Source organism: Nostoc sp. NZL (assembly GCF_015714705.1).
Taxonomy (GTDB): Bacteria; Cyanobacteriota; Cyanobacteriia; order Cyanobacteriales; family Nostocaceae; genus Nostoc; species Nostoc foliaceum_A.
The window spans coordinates 51,801-75,447 of record NZ_WBKL01000115.1 but is presented as its reverse complement, the minus strand read 5'-3'; the positions used below and the strand labels follow the sequence as shown (position 1 = coordinate 75,447).

Genomic DNA, 23,647 nt, shown 5'->3' with positions numbered 1-23,647 from the left:
ACCAACAGCATTAATCATAATTTTACTGATAGCTGATAGCTAATTATGGTAGTTGTAGCAATTCTAGCGGCGGGACGCGGCACCAGGATGAAATCACGGTTACCCAAGGTTTTACACTCTTTGGGTGGGCGATCGCTAGTCGAGAGAGTTCTCGAAAGTGTAGAACCACTTTCGCCCTCACGGCGAATCGTGATTGTGGGATATCAGTCCGAGGAAGTGCAAGCCGCCATGCATTCAATTCCCACTTTGGAGTTTGTCGAACAGACTGTGCAACTAGGGACAGGTCATGCCATCCAGCAATTACTTCCTCACTTGGAAGACTACACTGGGGATTTACTAGTACTTAACGGCGATTTACCGTTGATACGTAGTGAAACTCTTCAGCAGATGTTACAAACTCACGCCCGAAATCAGAACGCCGCCACTATTCTCACCTCGAACCTACCAGACCCCACAGGCTACGGGCGAGTTTTTTGTAACGATGAAAATATTGTGCAGCAAATGGTCGAACACAAGGATTGTACTGCTGCTCAAAAGCAAAATCAGCGGATTAACGCTGGAGTTTACTGCTTTCGTTGGCAAGATTTGGCAAAAGTGCTCCCTCACCTACAGGCAAACAATGCCCAAAAAGAATACTATCTTACTGATGCCGTGACTCAAGTCGGACAAGTGATGGCAGTGGATGTGGAAGACTACCAAGAAATTCTCGGTATCAACGATCGCTTGCAACTAGCAACAGCATCTGAAATTTTGCAAAAACGAGTCAAGGAAAAATGGATGCTGGCGGGTGTCACTCTCATCGACCCCACAAGTATCACCATTGATGAAACAGTGGCATTACAGCCCGATGTAATTATTGAACCCCAAACTCATCTGCGGGGAAATACAGTGATTCAAACGGGAAGTCATATTGGGCCAGGGAGTTTAATTGAAAATAGTCACTTGGCTGAAAATGTCACCGTGCAGTATTCAGTAGTAACAGATAGCACTGTGCAGGCAGGAAGCCGAATTGGCCCTTATGCTCATTTGCGTGGTCACGTACAAGTGGGTGCTAATTGCCGTGTGGGGAATTTTGTGGAATTGAAAAATACTCAATTAGGCGATCGCACGAATGCAGCACATTTGTCATATATAGGTGATACCGTTGTTGGCAATCAGGTAAATATTGGTGCCGGTACAATTACTGCCAATTATGACGGCGTGAAGAAACACCGGACAAAAATTGGCGATCGCACAAAGACTGGAGCCAATAGCGTTTTAGTAGCACCACTCACCTTGGGAGATGATGTCTACGTGGCTGCTGGTTCTACCGTTACAGAAGATGTGCCTGATGATTCTCTAGTGATTGCCCGTAGTCGTCAGGTAGTAAAACCAGCTTGGCAAAAGAAAAGTGTTGAAAATGAAACCACAGATCAACATAAATAATTCATCACTGTTAATCGCAATTCATCTGTGGTTTTAGACTATAAACTAGGATTTTTGCAAGATGTCTAATCTAGCTAGATTAGTAGTGAAGCCAAAATCTCAAAAAATAACATGGAAGAACTGCTAGAACTTAGGCAATTTCTAGCACAAGGCAAAATCCATGAGGCGTTGCTGTTGGTGGATGAGTTAGAAGAAATGAGCCTCGGTGAGAAAATCAATAAAATTGATAGTTATGGTGTAATTCTGCTCATCCATTTAATTAAACAAAAGGCCGAAAAACGTTCTACTCGGTCTTTGGATGTTTCGATAGAAAATACGGTGCGGGAAATCAACAAAATAAACAAGCGCCGCAGATCCTGTGGTTTTTACTTGAATCAAGCAGAATTAATGGATATTCTGCAACAAGGATATCAAGTGGCACTGAAAAGAGCGGCGCTAGAAGCTTTTGTTCGCGCAGCGTTCCGCAGGAAGGGGCGTTATGAAGCCCAAGAATTAGCTGCAATGGTTTACCAGCAAGAAACTTTAGCCGAAGCGCTGAAACTGATTCAACAATAGCCGATCAGTTCGTTGCTAGTCCATTCCAAGGTGTCACCAACATTTTCGCCGTTATGGTAGGCGGCGAGTAAGATTTCGCTAGTTTTGCCCCAAGCGATCGCTCCACTAACATCTAAAGCGATCGCTCCCAAATCCCGTTTGTTCTGGTGCGCTTCCCCAAAGGATCGCTGCATAGCCTCCTTCAAGGACATACCATCAGTCACACGTACTACAATCCGAGGAGCTAGACACTCATCGATGATATCTTCTCCAATGCCAGTACAACTAACACCAGCATTACTAGTAGCATAATTACCTGCTGGCATAGCAGAATCACTTACCCTGCCAATTCGCTCAAAGCCCTTACCACCAGTAGAAGTGCCAGCAGCTAGCCTACCATAGGCATCTAAAGCTACTACACCGATGGTACCGCGTCCGGCATTGCTGGTTTCTAGCAGTTCAGGTTCTGCTACCACGCCAGCCATTGCGCTTTTAAAATTATCCTGGCGCTCTTGTATCCACTCTTGTAACCGCAAATCAGTTAAAGCGTTATAGCTGGGAATTTGCATTTCCCGCGCCAACTCAGCAGAGCCGAAATCTGATAATACTCGGTCTGGCGAGTTTTGTAAAAATTGTGCCAACTCAATGGGATTTTTCACCCGCGAAATATTAATCACACCACTAAATCGCCCTGATGCACCATCCATTAGAGAAGCACTCATGCGGATTTGCCCATCAGATTGCAGTACTGAACCAGTACCAGCATTAAAGCGGGGGTTATCTTCTAGCATTTGGCAACCCTGCACCACCGCCTCAGAGGCAGTTGCTCCGCATAATAGTAGAGAATAGACTTCTTCTATTACTTTATGGAGCGATCGGCGCACCGCTTCCAATCCACCTTTACCGTGGAGAGAACTACCAGCCCCCCCATGAATAATTAATTTAGGTTGCACCTGTGACTCCATTAATCTCTTGCGCTATTTGCGTCTGTGTTGCGGTTAGTTTCATTTTGAGCTTCAGAACGGCGACGACGACAACGTTCTGAGCAGTATTTCACATCGTCCCAACAATCTTGCCACTTTTTACGCCATGTGAAAGGACGTTGACATACCGGACAGATTTTTGTAGGTAGGTCAGATTTAGAACGAATACGTCCCATATAAATACTGTGTATATGAGAATTTGATTTCTTAGAGAGATGGAAAATAATTATAACCAGTTTGCTACGAAGGGAGGATACTTTCGACGAACAAATGTGTCGTCAATCTCTCTATAGACTCATTCCTGAGTTCTCTGTCTGAAAAGATGGGACTTTAGGCAGTTGGAGGAGAATACTACTAAGAATCATGGCCAACTAAGGGCAACAACAAGCGGCTAACTACCCGATTATCTGGTAATTGATAAAAATTTAACTCCCCTCCCAACTCCTGCATGAGGTTTTGGCAGATCAGCAGATGTAAACCTGGCGGTTGGTCAAGGTTGGAGGGAGCAAGCACATCTTTGGGTGTATTATCATGTAGTTCTGTGAGCAACTGTGGTTCGATGGCACCGTTGTATGTAATCGACAGTTCTAGCGATGTCTGATGTTCAGACCCTCCACTTGTAAAAGAATGCTTTGTATCCGAGGGCTTTGACGCATCTAAACGGCGACACCAAATATCAATTCTGCCACCGATTGAAGAACGGTTACAGGCAGTAACCAATAATTCATGGATAACTAATTCAATTTTGACAATATCACCAGCGATCGCCATTGAAGATTGAGCGCTGGAGGTAGGAACGCCTCTAGCAAGGGAAGAATTCTTTGGTGACTCTTGCTCGTCAATCGGTTGTCCCAAACCATGTACACCAATCCACAGCTTTTGTTGTTTAAGTAAATTTTCGATGCGTTCGAGCGATCGCTTCAGTAAACTGGCTATGGGCATAGTTTCCCAACTCATGTGTAGCTGCCAGTGCTCAAGTTTTAGCATTCCACTCATGGAGGTGGCTGTATGGTCTAACTGCCGCAGCAATAGCTGGTAGCGCATCTGAGCGAGTTCATTAGCAGGAATACCCAAATCATGTATTTGTTTAAGGGATAGCGCCGTTATTCTTTGGATTTCCTCTAAGCGACGATGTTTGTACCAGTTGAGTTGTCGTAATTCTTCTGTTGTGGATTCTAAAAGTCGGGTAATTTGCTTTTCACGACGCCACCAAGCTAATTGAGAAATCAGAGTTGCTGTCGCACTGAGGTTTGTTTCTGACCAGCGACGCTCTTGATAGTCTGCTAACAACACTACACCCGTAGTTTCATAATCAGTATTGGTACGTAAGGCCATCACCAAAATTTGACCTTTGTCTGGGACACTCAACCATTTTCGAGTTTCGGGGAGTAAATTATCTACCTTCAAAGTCAAGTAACTCTCCGTAGCAAGTGCCCACTGAATTAAGGCTTCAGCCTGGATAGGAATTGATGCATCGGAAAAAATCCCAAATTGACTATTGTCAATCACTCCAGGGAGAATTTCTGCCATACTTTCACCAGGCGACCAGGATAGCAGTACCGCTAGGGGACAGGCCAAAATTGATGCTATTTGTTCGAGTGCTGTGCGTTCTAAATGTTTTTTTTCAACCTCGATTTTACTGTTCTGGAATTGTGTCAGAATGCGTAGGCATTGCTCAAATGCCTGGGAAGATTTTTGCTGCTGGGTGGTGCGGTTATGTAGTTGCCACTGACGAACAATTACACCAATCTGTTGACTAACAGCCCACAGTAATTCCTTTTCTAGAGTTGTCCAAGAGCGATGGGTTTCGTGAGTGATGACCAAAATTGCTGCTGGTATATGACTGTGAGTGCATTTACAAACAAGTAGCGATCGCACACCACTTTCTAGTAAAGGGGGACGCCAGTTAAAAAAGCGTAAATCTTCATCTAAATTCTCAATTTCCACCGCTTGAGTTGAACGTTGCAAAAGCTGCCCATCTAATTCTTTGAGAGGATAAAGGGTAAATGTCAACGGTCGGCGATTATGGGGCTGACTTTGGTAAATAAATTGATAATTATTCTGTTCAGGGTCATACTGCAACAGCAAAAAACGGGTGGCAGCTAATCGAGCTAAAACTCTTTTAGCACAGCTATGTAAAGTTTCCTGAAGTTCATGTTCGCTATAGATACCTTGGGCAACTTGACCAGTCAGGTGGGCATCCTCTTGAATCTGTTTGATAGTGCTTTCCATACTTTCGTTAGGTGCAACCAGAGAGATTAAGCCAGCAACACCTTGAACAAAATTTTTGTCTGCCTCCGTCCAAATGCGAGGTTCATTGCTTTCTACCGCCAGAAAACCTAATAGGTTCTTTTGCCAGATTATCGGAGCTGCCAAGAGCGATCGCACCTTCAGTCGTTCCAGCAATTTTGCCGTAAAATGGCTCTTTAAAGAACTGCGGGCATCACCAATCGAGACAATTTGGTTAACTGCCAAAGCATAATAAAAGTCGCTCAACTCCTGTACAGTCATTCCTGCTGCTTGCTGAGTGCTGGAATTGCGATCAATTTTCACAAGCTGATTGCTCATCCGACACCAAAAGTAGCGCCCTTCTCGCTCAAACCAGTAAACATTTGTTCGGCTAGGGGAGACAAATTTATGAGTTGCTTGCACCCCTGCTTCAAGTCTTTGATTCAGATTTCCGAGGGTGCGTAAATTTTCTAGCAATTCTAACAATGGCTCGTCGGTTCGCTTGGTTTGCTTTTGCTGCAAATGCATCTCATTTTGATAAAGCACTGCCCCCAGTTCACCTAAAACCATCATCAAACGTGCTTTTGCTTCCCCTGTCAGTAGGTAGCCCCAGCGTTCTGAACCCAGTAACAGCAAACCCAAGCAACGGTCTTTATAGCGAATTGGTAAAATAATCGTTCCTTGGATATGGAATTTTTCTGCTATCTTTCGCCATTCGGCGGCGCGGATTTCAGTTTGTAAATCAGCTATGCCCAAAGGATGCTGTTCAATCACCACTTGCTCTAATAAATCCCCAGGACTGAGAACAACCCTTTGGCGTAAAAAGCTCGTGTCATGATCAGGTGTGATGCCCCCTTTGCCGAATAATATGTGATTCAGGCGATCGTAAAGAGCAATCCAAATCAGTCTGTAGTCAAACTGTTCCTTAAGATAAGAAATAGTAGTTTCAATCAGAACGTCAACATCATCTTCTTCTCTGAGGCTCTGGAGGACACGTCCCAAGGAGAGGATCTGCTGTTCGGCGGCTATAGGTTTTTGCGGCTGCCCCATCTGATTTATTGGTTTACATAACTTGTAATATATAAGATGCCCAGAAAAGCACCTTGACTAATATCGCCACAGGTGTTTGCTGAAAGTTTTAAGTAAGAGGTTGGTGGAAGTTACATTATGGAGTGCTAAGAAAATGGGTGAATCTTCGTCCGATGCTCTAGAGGAGCAGCGACAAGTCTCAGAGGAAAAGCGGGAGTCTGCTGAAGATACCAGGCTTTCACAAGAGAAGCAGCGGGAGTCTTCTGAATATGTCAGGCTCTCACAAGAGGAGCAGCGAGAGCTTGCTGAAGAAATAAGAAATTCTGCCGAAGAAACCCGGCAGCTTGCTGAAGAAATGAGAAATTTTGCCGAAGAAGCGCGGCAGATTGCTGAAGAAATGCGGCAGGCTAAAGAAGAACTCCGACAAGCTAAAGAGGAAGCGCGGCAGGCTAAAGAGGAACTCCGACAAGCTAGAGAGGAAATCCAGAAAGCTGGAGAGGAAGCCCGGCAGTCTACTGAATTCGCGTAGTGTTAAGAATTGAAATGGATATTTATCAAATCGCTATTCGTCCGCTTTTGTTCAATCTGGTAAAAGCCGATCCAGAGTGGTTACACCAGCAGACGATTCGCAGTTTTAGCTGGCTATCACAAACCCCTGCTAGTTGGGCAAACCAACGCTTAAAGCAGTCTTTATGTCTGTACGATTCACGCCTAGAACAAAATTTGTTTGGGCTAAACTTCCCAAATCCCGTAGGGTTAGCAGCTGGTTTCGACAAGGATGGAGTAGCTGCTGGCATTTGGTCTAACCTGGGTTTTGGCTTTGCGGAACTAGGAACTGTAACTTTTCACGCACAACCAGGAAATCCGCCTCCCCGTTTGTTTCGCTTGCCGTTGGATAAAGCTGCTCTCAATCGGATGGGCTTTAATAATCTCGGTGCAGCAGCAATGGCGGCACGTTTGGCACAAGAAAAGCAGAAGTTAATCCAGTCAATACCCATAGGGATAAATTTGGGTAAATCTAAAGTAACTCCCCTAGAAGCAGCTGCACAGGATTATCTCGATAGTTTTCGTTTACTCAAGGATTTGGGAGATTATTTTGTTGTTAATGTATCTTCGCCAAATACACCTGGTTTGCGATCGCTCCAAGATGCTTCTATGCTCAGTGCCATTTTAGATTTATTGCAACAAGAAAACACTGCACGTAAACCAATTTTTGTCAAGATAGCGCCAGATTTAGAATGGGAAGCGATCGCTGACATTATTTCTTTGGCGAAAACCTACCAACTGGCAGGAATTATCGCCACTAATACCACCATCCGCCGTGATGGACTAAAAACCCAAGTGATTGACCAAACGGGCAAATCACCTCAGGAAGAAGCTGGCGGAATTAGCGGTGAACCATTGCGCGATCGCTCCACTGAGGTAATTCGTTTTATTTGGCAGCAAACCCAAGGACAAATGCCAATTATTGGCGTTGGTGGCATCTTTTCTCCTGAAGATGCTTGGGAGAAAATTACTGCTGGTGCTAGTCTAATCCAGGTTTATACAGGCTGGATTTACGAAGGCCCACTGATGGTACGCCGGATTCTAGCAGGTTTGCTTTCAAAGCTAGAACAAAGCGGATTAAATTCCATCAACGAAGCTGTGGGTTTAGAATTCAAAAATCAAAAGTAATTAATATTTTTTAATTTTGAATTGTTATCCTTCTTCCTCCACCGGAAAAAACTCCTTAGTTTTTTCCGAGTATGTCCAGGCAATACCATCAGGGTCTTTGCTGCGACTCCACTCAGGAAACTCTGGATCATTTCGTCGTTTATAAACCGTGCTGGAATAGACATTTAGTCGTTTGGCAAGTTCAGATTGAATCAGAGAGCCAAAAATTAACTGTTTTTCCAGCGATCGTTTAGCTTCCTCATGGGTTGGCTGTGGTGTTGATTCGGTTTCTGGTTCTTCCTCCTGTGGGGTTGGTGGTGGTGCTAGGAGCGATCGCGCAGTTTTAGTAACTGGTTGAGCAGGAAGTTCTTTAACAGGCTCACTACTATCAAGAATATTGCCGAGAATGCTGGCAGTTATAAAGTAATAAGACTGCCCCGTCTCTTCGGAGTTCACTATACTAGCGCCAAATTCTGATGCTTTACTATCCAAGTAGCGTTTTGCCGTTGTTCCAGGAAAATTGCCCCTTATTGCCAAGTCCATTGGCGTAAGTCTGCCCTGATTTTCCCGAACCAACTGATGAAAAATTGGGTTAACTCGATGAGTCCACTGTTGCCATTGATATTCCTGCCAAAGCTTGAAGCCAATTACCAGCACAATCAGCGCCAGTAAAATTCTCCATGTGGCAACCAGGAAAATAATCAAAAACGAGATGGGCAAAAGTAGAACGAGAAAAGCCTTGCCGTCACCTTCTATGGGTTTCTCACTCATGCCGATTTTTGCCAAGTGAATTTTGGGAAATAATACTATCTATATTGGCAAAAATTGGGACACTTTTTTGTATCTTTTGGCAAAGTTGCGGCAAATTTGGTGGCAAAACCCTTCACTAGTAAGTGTTATAGACTTCTGTAACTGGAACTTCTCTAAAATTTGTCTGCGATGCCTACGGCGGTAAACTACGGGCAAAAGTTTTTACGAGCGAAAAAAGAGGTTTTTTGACCCAACCAAGAAATCTATAAGTTAGCTTGCCAGCCCCTTGACAACAAATAATACAGATACTACATTTGTAATACAAGTCAACTTTACTTGATATGTGGTGGGTAGCTCAGTGGTTAGAGCGCCTAAACATCCTTATTCACCCCTTGCCTGAAAAGGCCGACGAATTGAGGGTTATCGCCTGCCAAGCGGGAGGTCGCGGGTACCCTACGGGAAGCAAGCTACGATTCCCGCTCCACTACACCAAATTGAGTACTGAATGCTGAGTAGAAACTCAAGAGTGAGAAGTTTTAAATATTTAACTCCTAACTCTTAACTCCTAACTTTTTATGTGGCGGGTAGCTCAGAGGTAGAGCGCTAAACATCCTTGTTCACCCCTTGCCTGAAAAGGCCGACGAATTAGGGTTATCGATTAGGGTTCGAGAGGTCGCGGGTTCAAATCCCGCTCCGCCACCTTTCATTTTTGCCCGCAAGGGCCGGGAGATGAAACCATGAATTACAATTTTTTCACTAAAAAGAAGACAACTACACCCCAAAATCAACCTATCCCCGGACGGGAAGCAGAAATGGTTCAGGGACGTTCCGGCGGCTGGATGTTTGATGCTGGCATTTGGAAAATGCTGCGGCGTTGTCTTTTGGTTGGCACAGCAAAAAGCACTTACTATGCTGGTAAACAAGAATTAACTGAGGATTTTGTGACAGTTGTCAGACAAGCTGTTGCCGAAAATCCCAGCCGTGTAGCAGAAGAAATTTTGTATGCTAGCGATGGACGCGCCATCAATAACAGTGCGCCTATCTTGGCTTTGGTATTGCTGTCGATGGGTGAAACACCAGAAGCAAAACAGGCGTTTGGTGAAATTTTCCCGCAAATTGTCCGCACTGGTAGCCACTTCTACGAATGGTTGAACTACACCAAATCTCTGCGGGGATTTGGCAAAGTAGTGCGGGAAGCTGGTAAAACTTGGCTCTCAAGGGAAGATGTCAAAGGCTTGGCTTATCAACTGTTGAAATATCAACAGCGTCAAGGCTTCTCGCACCGAGATGCGTTGCGGTTGTTCCATGTCAAACCGCCTACAGAAAATCACCGTCAACTATTTGAATGGGTAGTTAAAGGCTGGGAAGAATTGCCAGCAGATATCCCCTCAGAGGCGTTGGCGCAGATTTGGTGGTATGAGTGGCTCAAGCGGAATCCCACCCAAACCCATGAAGCTATTTCCCAAGGACGTTTAACCCACGAAATGGCTGCACCTGTGGGCAAAATGGACAAGCTTGCTTGGCAGCTGCTATTTCAGGAAATGCCAATAGGTGCAATGTTACGTAACCTGGGTTCTTTAACTGAACTGGGTGTGTTACGAGCCGATGAAAATGCTAATTTGCTCCAAGTGGAAGCAGTTCTTAATCGCAGAGAACATCTGCGTAAAGGTCGCATCCATCCGATTGATGTTTTGAAAGCACTCAAAACTTATGAATCTGGTGGAACATTAGGACGCAGTAAGAAAACTTGGAACCCAGTTCCTCGGATTGTGGACATTTTAGAAAAGGCGGTTGAACTGTCTTTTGATGTTGTGCAACCCACAGGTAAAGTATTCATGCACGCCGTGGATGTTTCTGGTTCTATGGGTAGCTTGGTTGCAGATATGGGACTAACTTGCTTTGAAATTGCCACCACAATGGCATTAGTGACAGCAAAGGCAGAGAAAAACTACATGATTCGCGGCTTTGCTACGGAATTCCGTGAATTAGGTATCACTGCCAAAGATAGTTTTAGTTCTGCGGTTCGCAAAGCTAGCAACCAAAACTTCGGTGGAACGGATGCGTCTGTAGCTTATGACTGGATGATTAAGAATAAGTTCAAAACTGATGTAGTCTGCTTTTGGACTGACTCGGAAAGCTGGGCTGGGTATAAGCATCCAAGTCAAGCGCTGAAGGAGTACCGCAAAAAGGTAAATCCTAACGTCAAGGCGGTGTATGTCACCTTGACACCTTACCAGATTACTTTAGTAGATCCTGAAGATTCGCTCTCTTGGGATTTGGCAGGATTTGACCCAGGTACGCCTCGGATCATCCAGATGCTAGCTACGGGTGAATTGTAGATATTGCTGAAGGATGAAATATACTTTATCCTTCATACTTCATGGCGGGTTATCCTTGTTCGCAACTTGCCTTTCGGGGACGGAGAATTTAGGATTATCGGTTACGTCTCCACCATTGTGGGGATTAGCGGGTTCAACCCCCGCACCCGCCTTTATTTAATTTTTACCTTATTCAAGAGCGCAAAGAAGAAGGCGATTTAATTTTTGAATGGTCATACAAATTGGGGGATAAGGTAAAAGCTGCTGCGTAGAAGCGCGATCGCACACCCGCCCGAAGCGATCGCACTTATCCCTCTTGTAAAATAGACAATATCCTTGTTTGGCAAGATAATGTAATATAACTTACCAATAATCTAGCGATGCCTACGGCGGGCTGCGCCTACGCTGTTCCTTTTGGAACTAATTGCTATTAATTCGGCAATCTGCTACATATCAGCCTAGTTTCATCCCCAATTGTCCATCCAAAGACAGTAGATTAAGTTTTGTCTGAATAACTATAAGGGATGAAATAGCTCTGCTTTCCAAAAACTGAAAAAGGAACAGATTTTTATGACATTTGATTACGATTTGTTTGTCATTGGTGCTGGGCCTGGGGGATTGGCAGCAGCTAAAAAAGCAGCTAGCTACGGTGTCCGTGTCGCTATTGCCGAACAAGAAGCCGTCGGTGGGACTTGTGTAAATCGCGGTTGCGTTCCGAAAAAACTGATTGTCTACGCAGCTGACTTCGCCCTCCAAAATCAAATAGCGCACAGTTATGGGTGGAGTGACTGTCAAACATACTTTGACTGGACATTATTTATTAAGTCAGTACATCAGCATATTGACAGCATTAACCAGTCGTATTTTCAGCAATTGCAAAAAGCTGGAATTGAACTAATTTCTGAACATGCCACTTTCATCGATACCCATACTATCAATATCGATGGACGCAAAGTTACAGCCGACAAAATTTTAATTGCTGTGGGAGGGCAACCCCTCAAGCCCAAAATTCCAGGTATAGAATACGCCATCACATCCCGCGAGATGTTTCAGCTACCTTATTTGCCAAAACGTTTAGCAATTATTGGCGGCGGCTACATTGGCGTAGAATTTTCCAGCATGATGCACGCTTTTGGTTGCAAAGTGACGGTAATTGAAAAAGACGAGATGATTTTATCGGGGTTTGATGATGACATTCGCTCTGCTGTACAAAAAGGTTTGAGCAAACGAGGAATTAAGTTATTCACCAACAGCACAATTCAAAAAATCAAATACTCAGATGAGAGTTTGTTGCTAACTATTACTGGTGAGAGCCGAGAAATAATTACAGCAGATACCATCTTAGTTGCCACAGGTTACGCTCCAAATACCAAGAATCTTGGTTTGGAAAATGCCCATGTTGAACTTGGCGAACATGGTGCAATCAAAGTAGACGAATACAGCTGCACCAGCCAAAAAAACATTTTTGCCGTGGGGGACTGCACCAGCCGCGTGCAATTGTCTCCAGTGGCTCAGGCAGAAGGTATTGCCTTTGCCGATAAAGTTTTTGGCAACAAGGCGCAAAAACTAAATTATGATTATGTGCCCACTGCTGTTTTTTGCCGTCCAGAAACGGCTAGTGTGGGGATGACAGAGGCGAAAGCACGGGAAAAATTTGGTGAATCTGTACAATGTTACTGCACCCAGTTCCAACCACTGTTGTATCAGCTAATCGAACAGAATGAACCAATCACTATGAAGTTAGTGCTAAATAGTGATTCTGGGCTAGTTTTGGGTGCTCATATGGTGGGTGAACATGCAGCAGATATCATTCAAAGTCTGGGTGTGGCAATTCGCAAGGGCATTACTAAGGAAGATTTGGATGAAACTATAGGCATTCATCCCACCACAGGAGAAGAATTTTTGTCGTTAATTTAAAATCATGTGCAGGACTAAGTGAAAAAGACACGGAGACGGGGAGAAACTATCAAATATTCTCTCTGCATCTCCGTGTCCTCGCGTCCTTCTCAAATAGTTTCTGAGGATGCTTCTGAGCTAGATTTTGTAGGAGCGTTTAATTGGTCTAAAGTATTCATTAATGGGTCATCCTGTGGCATGGGGTATCTGCTTTGGAAATTTATAACATTGTCAAAAACTTTAAGATCCTCAAGAGCCTCTGATGCAGACTGATATCGCTGTTTGAAGTCATCCAACACCATTTTACTGAGAATCTTAGTTAAAGAGTGGCTAAACTGGGAGCGTAGTTTACCGCCGTAGGTATCGCTCCATTTTATCTCTCCATCAGCATCTCTATCTAGCTCACGAGGTGCTATACCAGTCAAGGCTTTAATCCCAACCATGCCGACTGCATAGATATCACTACTGTAGTGGGGACGGCCAAAACATTGTTCACTTGGTGCGTAACCCTGAGTACCAATGCCAATGGTGAAAGGGGTTTGCTCTTCATCATCAAGCTGTTTTGTGCTGACTTCTTTGACGGCTCCAAAGTCAATCAGTACCAGTTTCCCGTCTGAATGCCGCCGGATGATATTGCTGGGTTTAATATCCCGGTGAATCACGTTGTTGTTATGGACAAATGTTAATGTTTGCAATAAGTCTTTGACAATTTTGATCACTGCAATTTCATCAATTGCTCTGCCTGATGGCAATTCCTGATTTAAAGGATGACCAATGATCTGTTCTTGTACTAAATAAAATTCTTCATCTTCTTCAAAATACGCCAAAAGTTGAGGGATTTGAGCATGCGTTCCCAATTTTTCTAGTGTTTGCGCCTCTGAGTTAAATAAACGTCTGGCAAGTTGCAAGGCTTCTGGTTTGGTGCTGGCTGGTTTTAGTTGCTTGACAACACATTGCGGATTCCCTGGACGTAGGGTATCTTCGGCAATATAGGTTTCGCTAAATCCACCGGAACCGAGAACTTTGACAATTTTGTAGCGTTGAGCCAGGATTTTCCCTGATAAGGCTAAATCCCTTTGCTGGATTAGGTATTGCAAGTCATATTGTTGGCTGATAATCTCTTGGACAACGGGGGAAGTTTTATACTTCTGAAAAATATCTACTAATTGACGTTTTCTGATGCTTTCCCTCATTACTGAGGTTCCCAGGTAGCAAAGTCCGGTCATAGCGATCGCAATCATTGGTACAGTAGTAGGAAAAATTAACTGACCATAGATAAATAACCCATAGCTAATTCCTACCCAAGCGCCAGATAGAGCGAGGCTATACAGAAATCTATTGATACTACGCCTGCGTCTGCTAATCATCAAGGCTGTACTGCCCACTAGAATCAGCACAAACAAACCCCGCAATGGTAGAGTGTTAATTCCTGGGGCGATCGCTTTACCTGTCATTAAAGTTGCGATCGCATTGGCGTGAATTTCCACACCCGACATGCGTTCAGTGCTATTGCTCGCAGCGACTGGATGATAATCATTGTTTAACTTATCTGTTGCACCAATCAGCACTATCTTGTCTTTGAAGACCTTTCCCTGCTGCAAATAGGTGTTCCAGTTTTCCGGGTCTAGTACATGCCAAAAGGGTATTTGCTCAAATGTACCCGCAGGCCCCCAAAAATAAATGCGATCGCCCTTTGCTCTGGGATAATTTACTTGTGCTGCCCTGAGCGCTGCTTCATCAAAAGAGGGTAGCTTCTCGATCAAATTATCTTTAGCTAACAGCTTAGAAAACTCACTCGCCAATCGATGAACTTTACCATCCACTTCTAAAGGGAAATTAACTGAGCCAATGGACACCGACCCTGTACGAAACATCTGTTGTGGGTCAATCAGTTGCATAAAAGACCCTTGGTGTGTCTGGGAATTTTCGTAGACGGCTCCTAAGGTAACTTTGCTGCCATATTTTTGCAATACTGCCTGGAATTTGCGATCGTCACTAACTCCATATCTACTTGTTGTGTCAAATATTACGTCTACTGCTACAGAGCGTGCACCTGCTTTGATTAACTTTGTGATTATCTGGGCATAAGCAGCACGTTTGTAAGGATAAGATTTCAGTGTTTCTAGGTAGGCATACTGTTTCGGATCTGTTTTATAGTACTGTTCGGGAACTGATATTGAGTGATCGTCTATTGCTAAAATTACGATATCTTCTGGAGGCACAATCGGCCCACGCAGTTGAAAAAAGCCAGAAAGCGCCTTATTTTCCAGCAATTGAACCAATTCCCCACCAGAAGCACTCAGCAATGCTGCCCCCATTGTGCAACCGCCAGCGAGAAGATGGCCTAAAAGAACCATCCATCTAGACTGGAGAGCCGATGCTGTTGACGTTAATTTTGTCGGTTTACTTGACAGTCTATTGGCAGCAGAGACATAGTTTTTAGTTAAGGTAGATGTAGGTTCTTCTGCCATATCGTGTTACTGATTGATTTAAGTCCAACACTTTTATTTATTCAGACCACGTTTTAATGCAAGCACATTGAAATAAGACTTAAATGATAATCTTATACATTTGTAAAGTATCTTCTATTCATCAACAAACTTTTATTGGCAAAGGTAGCCCCCAAGAGATTCCTACTCAGGTACTGCCTAACTTATTATCTTTCTGTTGAGTTAGTTACAACTAGTGATTCTATTGATTGTCTCACAGATCATAGCCGGATATACGTCGTCTCTGTACTTGGTTGCAGCGAGATTTTACCCTAACTCAACCAACAAGTACGCTCTTAACTGGGTGTTTTACTAGAAGCTGTCCCAAGACCGTCTTCTGTTTTTGGCGCAATATTGGTACTCCCCATAAAGCGTGTCCTTATACTGAAAGCTTTACCTATAGATAGGCATCAACTTATATCTTACCCTAAGCCTATGCCATACCTCTTTAGGAGTAAACTTTAGTGTTATACAGCTATGAATGCTGTTACTGGTTCAATTTTATTGGTAGATTTTGATCACAGGGTGGCTCTTGCAGTGCCGGAGGTGAATAAGGTTAGCACCCAGTATCTCAACTCTAATGTTGCATCCGTTTTTATGCCTTGAAAGAGGTAGGATAAAAGCTATAGATGAAGAGCTACTTTATAGATATTAGCAAACAAGGCATTTGAAAATTGCTATAATCTATTGTTCCATCTAAATTCATTTATATTATTAGGTGTAAATTTGTATGGGTTCTCCAATGAATCGTCTGTCTATTTTTGTAGACGGAAACAATATGTTCTATGCTCAACAAAAAAATGGGTGGTTTTTTGACCCGCGGCGAGTCTTAGAATACTTCAAACATGAGCAATCAGAAACAACATTAATTAATGCATTCTGGTACACTGGCTTAAAAGACCCACAAGATCAGCGAGGTTTTAGAGATGCTCTAATTAGTCTAGGATATACAGTCAGAACTAAAATTCTTAAAGAATACTATGATGATACTTCTGGTCGTTACTCGCAAAAAGCGAATTTAGATATTGAAATTGTTGTAGATATGTTTAATACAGTAGACCAGTATGACCGAGTAGTATTATTCAGTGGCGATGGAGATTTTGAAAGAGCAATCGAACTATTACGCTCAAAAAATACACATATTACGGTAGTTTCAACTGAAGGAATGATCGCGAGAGAGTTACGCAATGCTACTGATAGATATATAGATTTAAATGATATCAGAGATCAAATAGAAAAAACTGAAGGTTAGTAGCCTTAGCAATTATTTACAAAGGTAAGAGTAAAAGAAAAACTAAGGTTGAAGATATTTTGAGTTACAAGTAAAAACTAAACAACAAACCGCAAATGACAAATAAAACAGATCGAATTATCATTTTTGATACGACACTGCGAGATGGAGAGCAGTGTCCGGGAGCGACTCTAAATATAGACGAAAAGCTAGTTATTGCCAAGCAACTGGCGCGTCTGGGCGTGGATATAATTGAGGCAGGCTTTGCCTTTGCTAGTCCCGGAGATTTTGAAGCAGTCAGCAAGATTGCCAAGATTGTGGGGACAGAAAATGGCCCGGTAATTTGCAGTTTGGCAAGAGCAATTAAAGCAGATATTGAAGCAGCCGCAGAAGCATTAAAACCAGCAGTTAACGCTAGAATTCACACATTTATTTCGACTTCTGATATTCATTTAGAGTATCAGTTGCGGAAGTCAAGGGCAGAGGTGTTAGCGATCGCAGAAGAAATGGTAGCTTATGCCAAGTCCTTCATGACAGATGTAGAATTTTCGCCAATGGATGCGGCTCGTTCCGATCCAGAATTTCTTTACCAAGTGTTAGAGCGAACGATCGCAGCTGGTGCAACAACAGTTAACATTCCCGATACTGTCGGTTACACCACCCCTAGCGAATTTGGAGCAATCATTAAAGGCATTATTGAAAATGTCCCCAACATCGACCAAGCGATTATTTCCGTTCATGGTCATAATGATTTAGGCTTGGCAGTTGCTAACTTCTTAGAAGCCGTGAAAAATGGTGCACGGCAACTAGAATGTACTATCAATGGCATTGGCGAACGCGCCGGAAATGCATCATTAGAAGAATTGGTAATGGCGTTGCATGTGCGGCGACAATATTTTAATCCCTATCTTGGAAGACCAGAAGATTCTCAAGAGTCCCTGACAAATATCGACACCCGACAAATTTACAAAACCTCACGCTTAGTTTCCAATTTGACGGGAATGTTAGTACAACCAAATAAAGCGATTGTCGGGGCAAATGCCTTTGCCCATGAGTCTGGAATTCACCAAGATGGTGTGTTAAAAAACAAACTCACCTATGAAATTATGGATGCCCAATTGATTGGCTTGACAGACAATCAAATAGTTTTGGGCAAACATTCAGGCAGAAATGCTTTCCGCACCCGATTGAAAGAATTGGGCTTTGAACTGTCAGATACTGAATTAAATAAAGCATTCGTCAGATTCAAAGAAGTAGCAGATAAAAAGAAAGATATTTCTGATTGGGATTTGGAAGCGATCGTTAACGATGAAATCCAACAAGCACCCGATTTGTTCCGAGTAGAATTGGTGCAAGTTTCCTGTGGTAGCAACGCCCGTCCCACCGCTACAGTTACCCTGCGTACCCCAGAAGGTGAAGAATTAACCGATGCTGCGATCGGTACTGGGCCAGTGGATGCAGTTTACAAAGCCATCAACCGTGTGGTGAATGTGCCCAACCAGTTGATTGAGTTTTCTGTTCAGTCAGTAACAGCCGGTATTGATGCCATTGGCGAAGTGACGATTCGTTTACGTTATGAATCTAAAGTGTTTTCTGGTCATGCAGCTAACACAGATATCATCGTGGCATCCGCGCAAGCTTATGTAAATGCATTGAATAGGCTGTATGCATCTTTGCAAAGTCAAGAAAAGCCAGAGGAAGTATCAGCACAGAAAGTCTGAGATGGGATCTGGTGACTGGTTTAACTTGCCCATCATAAAAGCACTGCACCTAATTTTTAGCTGATGTTAAATAACTCCTCTCCAACTTTGGGGAGGAGTTATGTGTAAGTTCGGAAAATTTGTTGGAAAATTATGCTGACAGAAAAACATATCACTATCAGAGAAGCCATCACTAAAGAAGACTCACTGATTGCAAAATACTCTTACCAAATGTGGCTAGATATTGGTGTTGATGAGAGTAATATCCTTCTGGAGTGGCAGAACATTACCCTCAAATTCATAGAAGAGGCGCGTCGAGATTTGTTTTACAAGGCTTTTGTTGCAGAGGTTGATAATACAGTTGTGGGTTCTGTTAGTTGTCAACTTTTTGCAGGTTTATACCCGAATGTTTTCAAAGATGAATACCGCAAATTTGGATATATTTGGGGCGTTTATGTTGAACAATCTTACCGCAGACAAGGCATTGCTAAAGACCTAACTAATAGAGCAATTGAATATTTAAAAGCGATCGGTTGCACGCGAGTAGTTCTTAACGCTTCGCCATCAGGTAAACCCGTTTACTCCAGTATCGGTTTCTCTGAAGGGAATGTAATGGAATTAGATTTGATTTAAATACAGCAATTTTTTTGCCTTGTAGTAATGTGTGATTAGCCTAAATTGATGAAGTTCTACAAATATCATGCTCTTGGTAACGACTATCTAGTTATTAATCCCCAAGATTTATTATTTCCGCTCACTCCTGAAAAAATTAAAACAATTTGCCATCGGAATTTTGGAATTGGCTCAGATGGCATCTTGTTGGGGCCGTTAGCGTCCGAAACAGCCCAGTTTGCATTACGCATCTTCAACCCAGACGGGAGTGAGGCTGAAAAGAGTGGCAATGGACTGCGGATTTTTTCTCGCTACCTCTGGGATAGAGGTCTTGTTAGCGAAGAGTCTTTCTCAATTGAAACTGTGGGTGGATTGGTTCAATCGGTTATTCAAGATGCAGGGAAAACGGTTCAGGTAGAGATGGGAAAAGTTAGCTTTTGGAGTAATGATATCCCAGTAGTTGGCGATGCCTACGGCGGGCTACACCTACGCAGAGAAGTAATTGAAGAAAAAATCAGTGTTAGCGATGAAACTTTTACCTTTTGTGCAGCGACTATTGGCAATCCCCACTGTGTGATTCCTCTAGCTGAAATCAAGCCCGCCATTGCCAAACAGTATGGGCCAATATTAGAGGTTCATCCCCTTTTTCCAAACCGTACCAATGTTCAATTCATGAAAGTCTTGAACCGAAATACTATCCAAATTGAAATTTGGGAGAGGGGCGCTGGCTACACTTTAGCTTCAGGTAGTAGCAGCAGTGCAGCAGCGGCTGTTGCACATAAACTTGGTTTATGCGATTCCTCTATTACTGTGCAAATGCCTGGTGGAGAAATTTTGATCCAAGTTAACGATGATTTGACAATTTCGATGACAGGTTCTGTGACAAAGGTTGCTGAAGGTGAATTATCAGCAGAATTGTTTACAGACTAAAAAGCTTCTAAATCCGATAGGATAAGTTTCTAGGTCAAGAAGCATCTGTGTTGCCAATATTCTGATTTGTGCAAAAAGTCAAGCATACTGGGTTTATTATGAATATTGTTTACTTTTTGAGATTTTTCGATTTACTTATATCCATAAAATCTTATTCTAAGAAACGATGTTTATAGTCAATTAGCTTGTATGAGTAGCGAGAAAACAACAGAATTGCCACTCTGGGTACAAGATAGAGATATAGTCATTGCTCATGATGAAGAAGTACAGTGGCGAGAAGGAAAACGCCCTGATTATTCATACACCAATGAATTTCTTCATCAAGAGAGTAAATTCCAGCATCCTGAAGGTTCTTTAGAAGCGATCGCACAAAACTTAGTCCGAAATTTTGAGATGGAAGCTTCTAATAAATCTAATCCTCAACAGTGGCTTTCGATTGTTACTGATAAGTTTAAAATGAGTACCAATGGAGGACAACAATTCACTGCTCAGGATGTTGCAGTTGAAGGTACTTATAACCTGTTTTTGGGTGAAAGTGAGCAGTATAGCTCTGAAACAGAAACCTTTGAATCGTCATTTCAAGTTTTTCATACAGCCTTTCCTAATGGCTTCCTTTGGGAATTAACAGAAATCCTTTCGGGGCCGCCTAATGTTACCTTTAAGTGGCGACATTGGGGGACATTTAATGGCTCCTATAAAGACTATGCACCCACAGGAGAAACAATAGAAATCGTAGGAGTTAGTATTGCTCGTGTGACTGATGACTTAAAGATTGAGTCTTTAGAGCATTATTTTGATAATAGTGTCTTTCTTCAGAAATTAACGGCAGGTGGTTGTCCCTTCCATTCCCAAAATCAGTAGCTTTGGCGACTAGAAGTTACGACTATACAGACCAAACCTCCATCCGCAAGTTACCAAACACTTGATTTTGTCTTAGTCCACTTGCGCAGACTTTGTTTGTCTAGTAGCGACTTATAATCACCTAATACTTTTAAAATATCCACTTACTTAACGTGAGTTCGAAGATTCATATAGTGTCCATCTAATTATCCCTAAAAAAATACCTCTCCCTGGTTTTACTACGCAAAACCTTCCCTCTCCGAGTCGGAACGGGACAGGCTTGAACTTTAGTTCAAGGTAGGGAGAAGTTTATCGAACTCACGTTTACCATACTCAGCACTCTTCATTTATGCTTGATCAGCATTTGGATTTAGACGCATCATGATTTTTTCCGGCTCTATCAAATTTTTAAAACCATAACGGCGATAAAGTCCATGAGCATCTTTTGTACCTAACAACCACCTTTGCACGTCTTGCAGTTCTGGATATTCCAAAATATATTCTACAAACCATTTTCCTAAACCCTGTCCTCGATAAGGCTCCAGAATAAAAACATCTTTTAATAACGCAGAAGTTGCATAATCAGTGATGACTCTCGCAAAGCCAACTTGTTGATTGCCTTCATAAAGTCCAAAACAGAAAGAATATTTTATTGACTTTTCAACAGTAGCTAATGGGATGTTTTCAGCCCAATAGGAAGTTTCTAAAAAATCATGAATCATTTGAATATCTAATTTAGATTTATCAGTGCTGATGTAAAACTTGTGTTTTAATTCTTCGTTCATCCGGCTACATCTTTTATTTAATCCGTCGGAAAACAATAACTAATTATAATTCATTATTTCGGTCAGCGGGTTGCAGTGTTAGATGATGAAATTACTGAACCATTAGCTGGATAATAAAGGCTATATTTCAGTATTCAAGGATATATATGCATCTAGCATTGATTATGAATCAGCCTACAACAAAATCTTGGCAAGAAGTTCGCGCAGCTTTTCAAAAAATCTGGGGTTATGAAGATTTTCGTCCACCACAAGGAGAAATTGTCAGCAGTTTATTGGCGCAAAAAGATGCACTGATTATTATGCCCACAGGTGGAGGTAAGTCGATTTGTTTTCAACTCCCTGCACTCCTACAAACAGGATTAACTTTAGTAGTCTCGCCCTTGGTGGCGTTGATGGAAAATCAAGTACAGGAACTACGAGAAAGCCACCAAAAAGCAGCACTTTTGCATAGCGAATTGTCTTCATCTCAACGCCGTGTAACTCTGCAAGCTTTAGAACGTCAACAGCTAAGATTACTGTATTTGTCACCAGAAACTTTGCTAAGTGCACCTGTGTGGGAAACATTGTCTCACCCACAATTGCAAATTAATGGCTTAATTTTAGATGAAGCCCATTGTTTAGTGCAGTGGGGTGATACTTTTCGCCCAGCTTACCGCAGATTAGGGGCGGTACGTCCTGCATTGCTAAAATCAAAACCACCAGGAACAAAAATCAGTATCGCCGCTTTTACTGCTACTGCTGACCCCTCAGCCCAAAAAATTATTCAAACAGTTTTACAATTACAGCAACCAGAGATTTTTCGCTTGAATCCATACCGTCCTAACTTGCATCCCAGCGTTCGCATAGCTTGGACACCACGAGGTAGGAAACAGCAGTTATTAAAGTTTATTCAAAATAGACCGCAACAATCGGGATTAGTTTATGTTCGCACTAGGAGAGATAGTGAAGATTTAGCTGAATGGTTAGCAGAGATGGGTTATGCCACAGCTAGTTATCATGCGGGATTGGGTGCAACAGAACGCCGTGCAGTAGAAGCAAGCTGGTTAAGTGGTAAAATGCCCTTTGTTGTCTGTACCTGTGCGTTTGGCATGGGGATTAATAAAAGTAATGTTCGTTGGGTTGCCCACTTTCACGCACCACATCTGCTATCTGAATATGTGCAAGAAATTGGCCGCGCTGGAAGGGATGGGAAACCGGCAGAGGCGTTGACATTGGTGAGTGAACCTACGGGATGGTTAGACCCAGAGGATAAGCAAAGACAGCAGTTTTTTCACGAACAAATGCGATCGCAACAACAAATAGCGCAGCAACTTGTGAAAAAATTACCGAAACAGGGAGAAGTGAATGCAGTAACCCGAAAATTTCCCGGAGGTGCTACAGCGCTGGCATTACTCCACAGCAGTGGTCAGCTAAACTGGCTTGACCCTTTTCATTACACCATTGCTCAAAAAGCGGGAAATCAGCCACCAACACAATTACACGCTGCTAAACAGATGCATCAATACCTGACAACTAAGCAGTGTCGTTGGCAGTTTTTGTTAAACGCCTTTGGTTTTGACAAAGAAGCCGCTAACCTGCGTTGCGGACATTGCGATAATTGCCGTCAATGAGTATCAAAGACTCGTCAGCGAGTATAAAAGACTCGTTCACGAGTATCAAAGACTCGTCGCCGAGTATCAAAGGCTCGTTCACGAGTATAAAAGACTCGTCGCCGAATATCAAAGACTCGTTCACGAGTATAAAAGACTCGTCGCCGAGTATCAAAGGCTCGTTCACGAGTATCAAAGACTCGTTCACGAGTATCAAAGACTCATTCACGAGTATCAAAGACTCGTCGCCGAATATCAAAGACTCATTTACGAATATCAAAGACTCATCGCCGAGAATAATTGATGAGTAAATTCGTCTGTAGAGACGGCGATTTATCGCGTCTCTCTAATGTGCCTGTCTTTTAGACGCAATAAATTGCGTCTCTACATGGGGGCGCTCTTTTACCTTCAGGCGTTCCCGTACTATTCTAGGTTCACCCAATAGGATGAATTGTCATTTTCTCCACCAAGTGACAATAGAGTAGTCAACATAATTCGTAATTTATAATTCGTAATTCGTAGTTACAATGCTTGCTCTGAACCCACCACTGAATTGTTGCACCACCAAATCTTTGATTTGGTAGAGGCTTGTACCCTCTTTAATTACGAATTACGAATTACGAATTAGTAATTATTTGGTCAAGTAGAGGATAA

At 42.8% G+C, this 23,647-nt stretch carries 19 protein-coding genes and 2 tRNA genes; 15 read left to right on the top strand and 6 right to left on the bottom strand.

The window, feature by feature from the left end:
* Nucleotides 1-45 precede the first annotated feature (45 nt).
* Entirely contained in the window at nucleotides 46-1,425 is a 1,380-nt protein-coding gene (gene glmU / locus F8R90_RS15780; RefSeq protein WP_196511516.1) for a bifunctional UDP-N-acetylglucosamine diphosphorylase/glucosamine-1-phosphate N-acetyltransferase GlmU, read from the top strand.
* Between the two features lie 111 nt (nucleotides 1,426-1,536).
* Nucleotides 1,537-1,980 carry a DUF29 family protein gene (locus tag F8R90_RS15775; protein ID WP_196511515.1) on the top strand — a complete coding sequence of 148 codons (444 nt, stop codon included), beginning with the start codon at nucleotides 1,537-1,539 and terminating at the stop codon, nucleotides 1,978-1,980.
* Here F8R90_RS15775 and F8R90_RS15770 read toward each other — a convergent pair.
* The 3 genes from F8R90_RS15770 to F8R90_RS15760 all read right to left on the bottom strand — a co-directional run bounded on the left by F8R90_RS15770 (nucleotide 1,971) and on the right by F8R90_RS15760 (nucleotide 6,221).
* Nucleotides 1,971-2,924 carry an isoaspartyl peptidase/L-asparaginase gene (locus F8R90_RS15770; RefSeq protein ID WP_196511514.1) on the bottom strand — a complete coding sequence of 318 codons (954 nt, stop codon included), beginning with the start codon at nucleotides 2,922-2,924 and terminating at the stop codon, nucleotides 1,971-1,973. The two genes, F8R90_RS15775 and F8R90_RS15770, sit on opposite strands and share 10 nt — an antisense overlap.
* Entirely contained in the window at nucleotides 2,924-3,118 is a 195-nt protein-coding gene (locus F8R90_RS15765) for a DUF2256 domain-containing protein (protein WP_190892476.1), read from the bottom strand. The genes F8R90_RS15770 and F8R90_RS15765 overlap by 1 nt, the downstream gene beginning before the upstream one ends.
* Before the next feature lie 178 nt (nucleotides 3,119-3,296).
* Nucleotides 3,297-6,221 carry a sensor histidine kinase gene (locus tag F8R90_RS15760; protein WP_196511513.1) on the bottom strand — a complete coding sequence of 975 codons (2,925 nt, stop codon included), beginning with the start codon at nucleotides 6,219-6,221 and terminating at the stop codon, nucleotides 3,297-3,299.
* A gap of 133 nt (nucleotides 6,222-6,354) precedes the next feature.
* On the opposite strand from F8R90_RS15760, the gene F8R90_RS15755 reads away from it, so the two are divergent.
* Nucleotides 6,355-6,729 (top strand): hypothetical protein, encoded by a 375-nt coding sequence (locus tag F8R90_RS15755; RefSeq protein WP_196511512.1) that lies wholly within the window; start codon nucleotides 6,355-6,357, stop codon nucleotides 6,727-6,729.
* Nucleotides 6,730-6,743: 14 nt separating this feature from the next.
* Nucleotides 6,744-7,874 carry a quinone-dependent dihydroorotate dehydrogenase gene (locus F8R90_RS15750; RefSeq protein WP_196511511.1) on the top strand — a complete coding sequence of 377 codons (1,131 nt, stop codon included), beginning with the start codon at nucleotides 6,744-6,746 and terminating at the stop codon, nucleotides 7,872-7,874.
* A 24-nt stretch (nucleotides 7,875-7,898) separates the two neighbouring features.
* Here the strand turns inward: F8R90_RS15750 and F8R90_RS15745 are convergent, their stop codons facing one another.
* Nucleotides 7,899-8,624, bottom strand: a complete 726-nt coding sequence (locus F8R90_RS15745; protein ID WP_196511510.1) for a hypothetical protein — start codon at nucleotides 8,622-8,624, stop codon at nucleotides 7,899-7,901.
* Nucleotides 8,625-8,946: 322 nt separating this feature from the next.
* On the opposite strand from F8R90_RS15745, the gene F8R90_RS15740 reads away from it, so the two are divergent.
* From F8R90_RS15740 to gorA, 4 genes are all read left to right on the top strand, one after another.
* Nucleotides 8,947-9,095, top strand: a tRNA-OTHER gene (locus tag F8R90_RS15740).
* A gap of 86 nt (nucleotides 9,096-9,181) precedes the next feature.
* Nucleotides 9,182-9,303: transfer RNA gene (locus F8R90_RS15735), tRNA-OTHER, on the top strand.
* A gap of 37 nt (nucleotides 9,304-9,340) precedes the next feature.
* A complete protein-coding gene (locus F8R90_RS15730) occupies nucleotides 9,341-10,942 on the top strand; it encodes a TROVE domain-containing protein (protein WP_196511509.1) in 1,602 nt (533 codons plus the stop codon).
* Nucleotides 10,943-11,491: 549 nt separating this feature from the next.
* On the top strand, nucleotides 11,492-12,838 hold the full coding sequence (gorA, locus tag F8R90_RS15725) for a glutathione-disulfide reductase (protein ID WP_196511508.1): 1,347 nt from the start codon (nucleotides 11,492-11,494) through the stop codon (nucleotides 12,836-12,838).
* Nucleotides 12,839-12,927: 89 nt separating this feature from the next.
* Here gorA and F8R90_RS15720 read toward each other — a convergent pair whose 3' ends face one another.
* Entirely contained in the window at nucleotides 12,928-15,288 is a 2,361-nt protein-coding gene (locus F8R90_RS15720) for a CHASE2 domain-containing serine/threonine-protein kinase (protein ID WP_196511507.1), read from the bottom strand.
* A gap of 748 nt (nucleotides 15,289-16,036) precedes the next feature.
* Between F8R90_RS15720 and F8R90_RS15715 the strand changes: the two genes are divergently transcribed.
* From F8R90_RS15715 to F8R90_RS15695, 5 genes are all read left to right on the top strand, one after another.
* A complete protein-coding gene (locus F8R90_RS15715) occupies nucleotides 16,037-16,558 on the top strand; it encodes a LabA-like NYN domain-containing protein (protein ID WP_041565194.1) in 522 nt (173 codons plus the stop codon).
* Between the two features lie 95 nt (nucleotides 16,559-16,653).
* The gene (locus tag F8R90_RS15710; protein ID WP_196511506.1) at nucleotides 16,654-18,258 is read left to right on the top strand and encodes a 2-isopropylmalate synthase; all 1,605 of its coding nucleotides are present in this window, start codon (nucleotides 16,654-16,656) and stop codon (nucleotides 18,256-18,258) included.
* 132 nt (nucleotides 18,259-18,390) lie between these two features.
* Nucleotides 18,391-18,870 (top strand): GNAT family N-acetyltransferase, encoded by a 480-nt coding sequence (locus tag F8R90_RS15705; RefSeq protein ID WP_196511505.1) that lies wholly within the window; start codon nucleotides 18,391-18,393, stop codon nucleotides 18,868-18,870.
* Between the two features lie 48 nt (nucleotides 18,871-18,918).
* Entirely contained in the window at nucleotides 18,919-19,779 is an 861-nt protein-coding gene (dapF, locus tag F8R90_RS15700; RefSeq protein WP_196511504.1) for a diaminopimelate epimerase, read from the top strand.
* 189 nt (nucleotides 19,780-19,968) lie between these two features.
* Complete coding sequence (locus F8R90_RS15695) at nucleotides 19,969-20,640, top strand: ester cyclase (protein WP_196511503.1); 672 nt, start codon at nucleotides 19,969-19,971, stop codon at nucleotides 20,638-20,640.
* Nucleotides 20,641-20,966: 326 nt separating this feature from the next.
* Here the strand turns inward: F8R90_RS15695 and F8R90_RS15690 are convergent, their stop codons facing one another.
* Nucleotides 20,967-21,404 (bottom strand): GNAT family N-acetyltransferase, encoded by a 438-nt coding sequence (locus tag F8R90_RS15690; RefSeq protein WP_196511502.1) that lies wholly within the window; start codon nucleotides 21,402-21,404, stop codon nucleotides 20,967-20,969.
* Nucleotides 21,405-21,568: 164 nt separating this feature from the next.
* Here F8R90_RS15690 and F8R90_RS15685 point away from each other — a divergent pair, with 164 nt between their 5' ends.
* Both F8R90_RS15685 and F8R90_RS15680 read left to right on the top strand, forming a co-directional pair.
* A complete protein-coding gene (locus F8R90_RS15685; RefSeq protein ID WP_196511501.1) occupies nucleotides 21,569-23,014 on the top strand; it encodes a RecQ family ATP-dependent DNA helicase in 1,446 nt (481 codons plus the stop codon).
* Nucleotides 22,959-23,297, top strand: coding sequence for a hypothetical protein (locus F8R90_RS15680; RefSeq protein ID WP_196511500.1), 339 nt, complete (start codon nucleotides 22,959-22,961; stop codon nucleotides 23,295-23,297). Before F8R90_RS15685 ends, F8R90_RS15680 begins: the two co-directional genes overlap by 56 nt.
* The last annotated feature ends 350 nt before the right edge of the window (nucleotides 23,298-23,647 follow it).

Excerpts from the sequence above, each read along its gene's own strand:
- F8R90_RS15760 (WP_196511513.1), bottom strand. The coding sequence starts at position 6,221 with ATGGGGCAGCCGCAAAAACCTATAGCCGCCGAACAGCAGATCCTCTCC.
- F8R90_RS15765 (WP_190892476.1), bottom strand. The coding sequence starts at position 3,118 with ATGGGACGTATTCGTTCTAAATCTGACCTACCTACAAAAATCTGTCCG.
- dapF (WP_196511504.1), top strand. The coding sequence starts at position 18,919 with ATGAAGTTCTACAAATATCATGCTCTTGGTAACGACTATCTAGTTATT.
- F8R90_RS15695 (WP_196511503.1), top strand. The coding sequence starts at position 19,969 with ATGAGTAGCGAGAAAACAACAGAATTGCCACTCTGGGTACAAGATAGA.
- F8R90_RS15755 (WP_196511512.1), top strand. The coding sequence starts at position 6,355 with ATGGGTGAATCTTCGTCCGATGCTCTAGAGGAGCAGCGACAAGTCTCA.
- F8R90_RS15750 (WP_196511511.1), top strand. The coding sequence starts at position 6,744 with ATGGATATTTATCAAATCGCTATTCGTCCGCTTTTGTTCAATCTGGTA.
- glmU (WP_196511516.1), top strand. The coding sequence starts at position 46 with ATGGTAGTTGTAGCAATTCTAGCGGCGGGACGCGGCACCAGGATGAAA.
- F8R90_RS15715 (WP_041565194.1), top strand. The coding sequence starts at position 16,037 with ATGGGTTCTCCAATGAATCGTCTGTCTATTTTTGTAGACGGAAACAAT.
- F8R90_RS15705 (WP_196511505.1), top strand. The coding sequence starts at position 18,391 with ATGCTGACAGAAAAACATATCACTATCAGAGAAGCCATCACTAAAGAA.
- F8R90_RS15720 (WP_196511507.1), bottom strand. The coding sequence starts at position 15,288 with ATGGCAGAAGAACCTACATCTACCTTAACTAAAAACTATGTCTCTGCT.
- F8R90_RS15685 (WP_196511501.1), top strand. The coding sequence starts at position 21,569 with ATGAATCAGCCTACAACAAAATCTTGGCAAGAAGTTCGCGCAGCTTTT.
- F8R90_RS15745 (WP_196511510.1), bottom strand. The coding sequence starts at position 8,624 with ATGAGTGAGAAACCCATAGAAGGTGACGGCAAGGCTTTTCTCGTTCTA.
- F8R90_RS15775 (WP_196511515.1), top strand. The coding sequence starts at position 1,537 with ATGGAAGAACTGCTAGAACTTAGGCAATTTCTAGCACAAGGCAAAATC.
- F8R90_RS15710 (WP_196511506.1), top strand. The coding sequence starts at position 16,654 with ATGACAAATAAAACAGATCGAATTATCATTTTTGATACGACACTGCGA.
- F8R90_RS15770 (WP_196511514.1), bottom strand. The coding sequence starts at position 2,924 with ATGGAGTCACAGGTGCAACCTAAATTAATTATTCATGGGGGGGCTGGT.
- F8R90_RS15690 (WP_196511502.1), bottom strand. The coding sequence starts at position 21,404 with ATGAACGAAGAATTAAAACACAAGTTTTACATCAGCACTGATAAATCT.
- F8R90_RS15730 (WP_196511509.1), top strand. The coding sequence starts at position 9,341 with ATGAATTACAATTTTTTCACTAAAAAGAAGACAACTACACCCCAAAAT.
- gorA (WP_196511508.1), top strand. The coding sequence starts at position 11,492 with ATGACATTTGATTACGATTTGTTTGTCATTGGTGCTGGGCCTGGGGGA.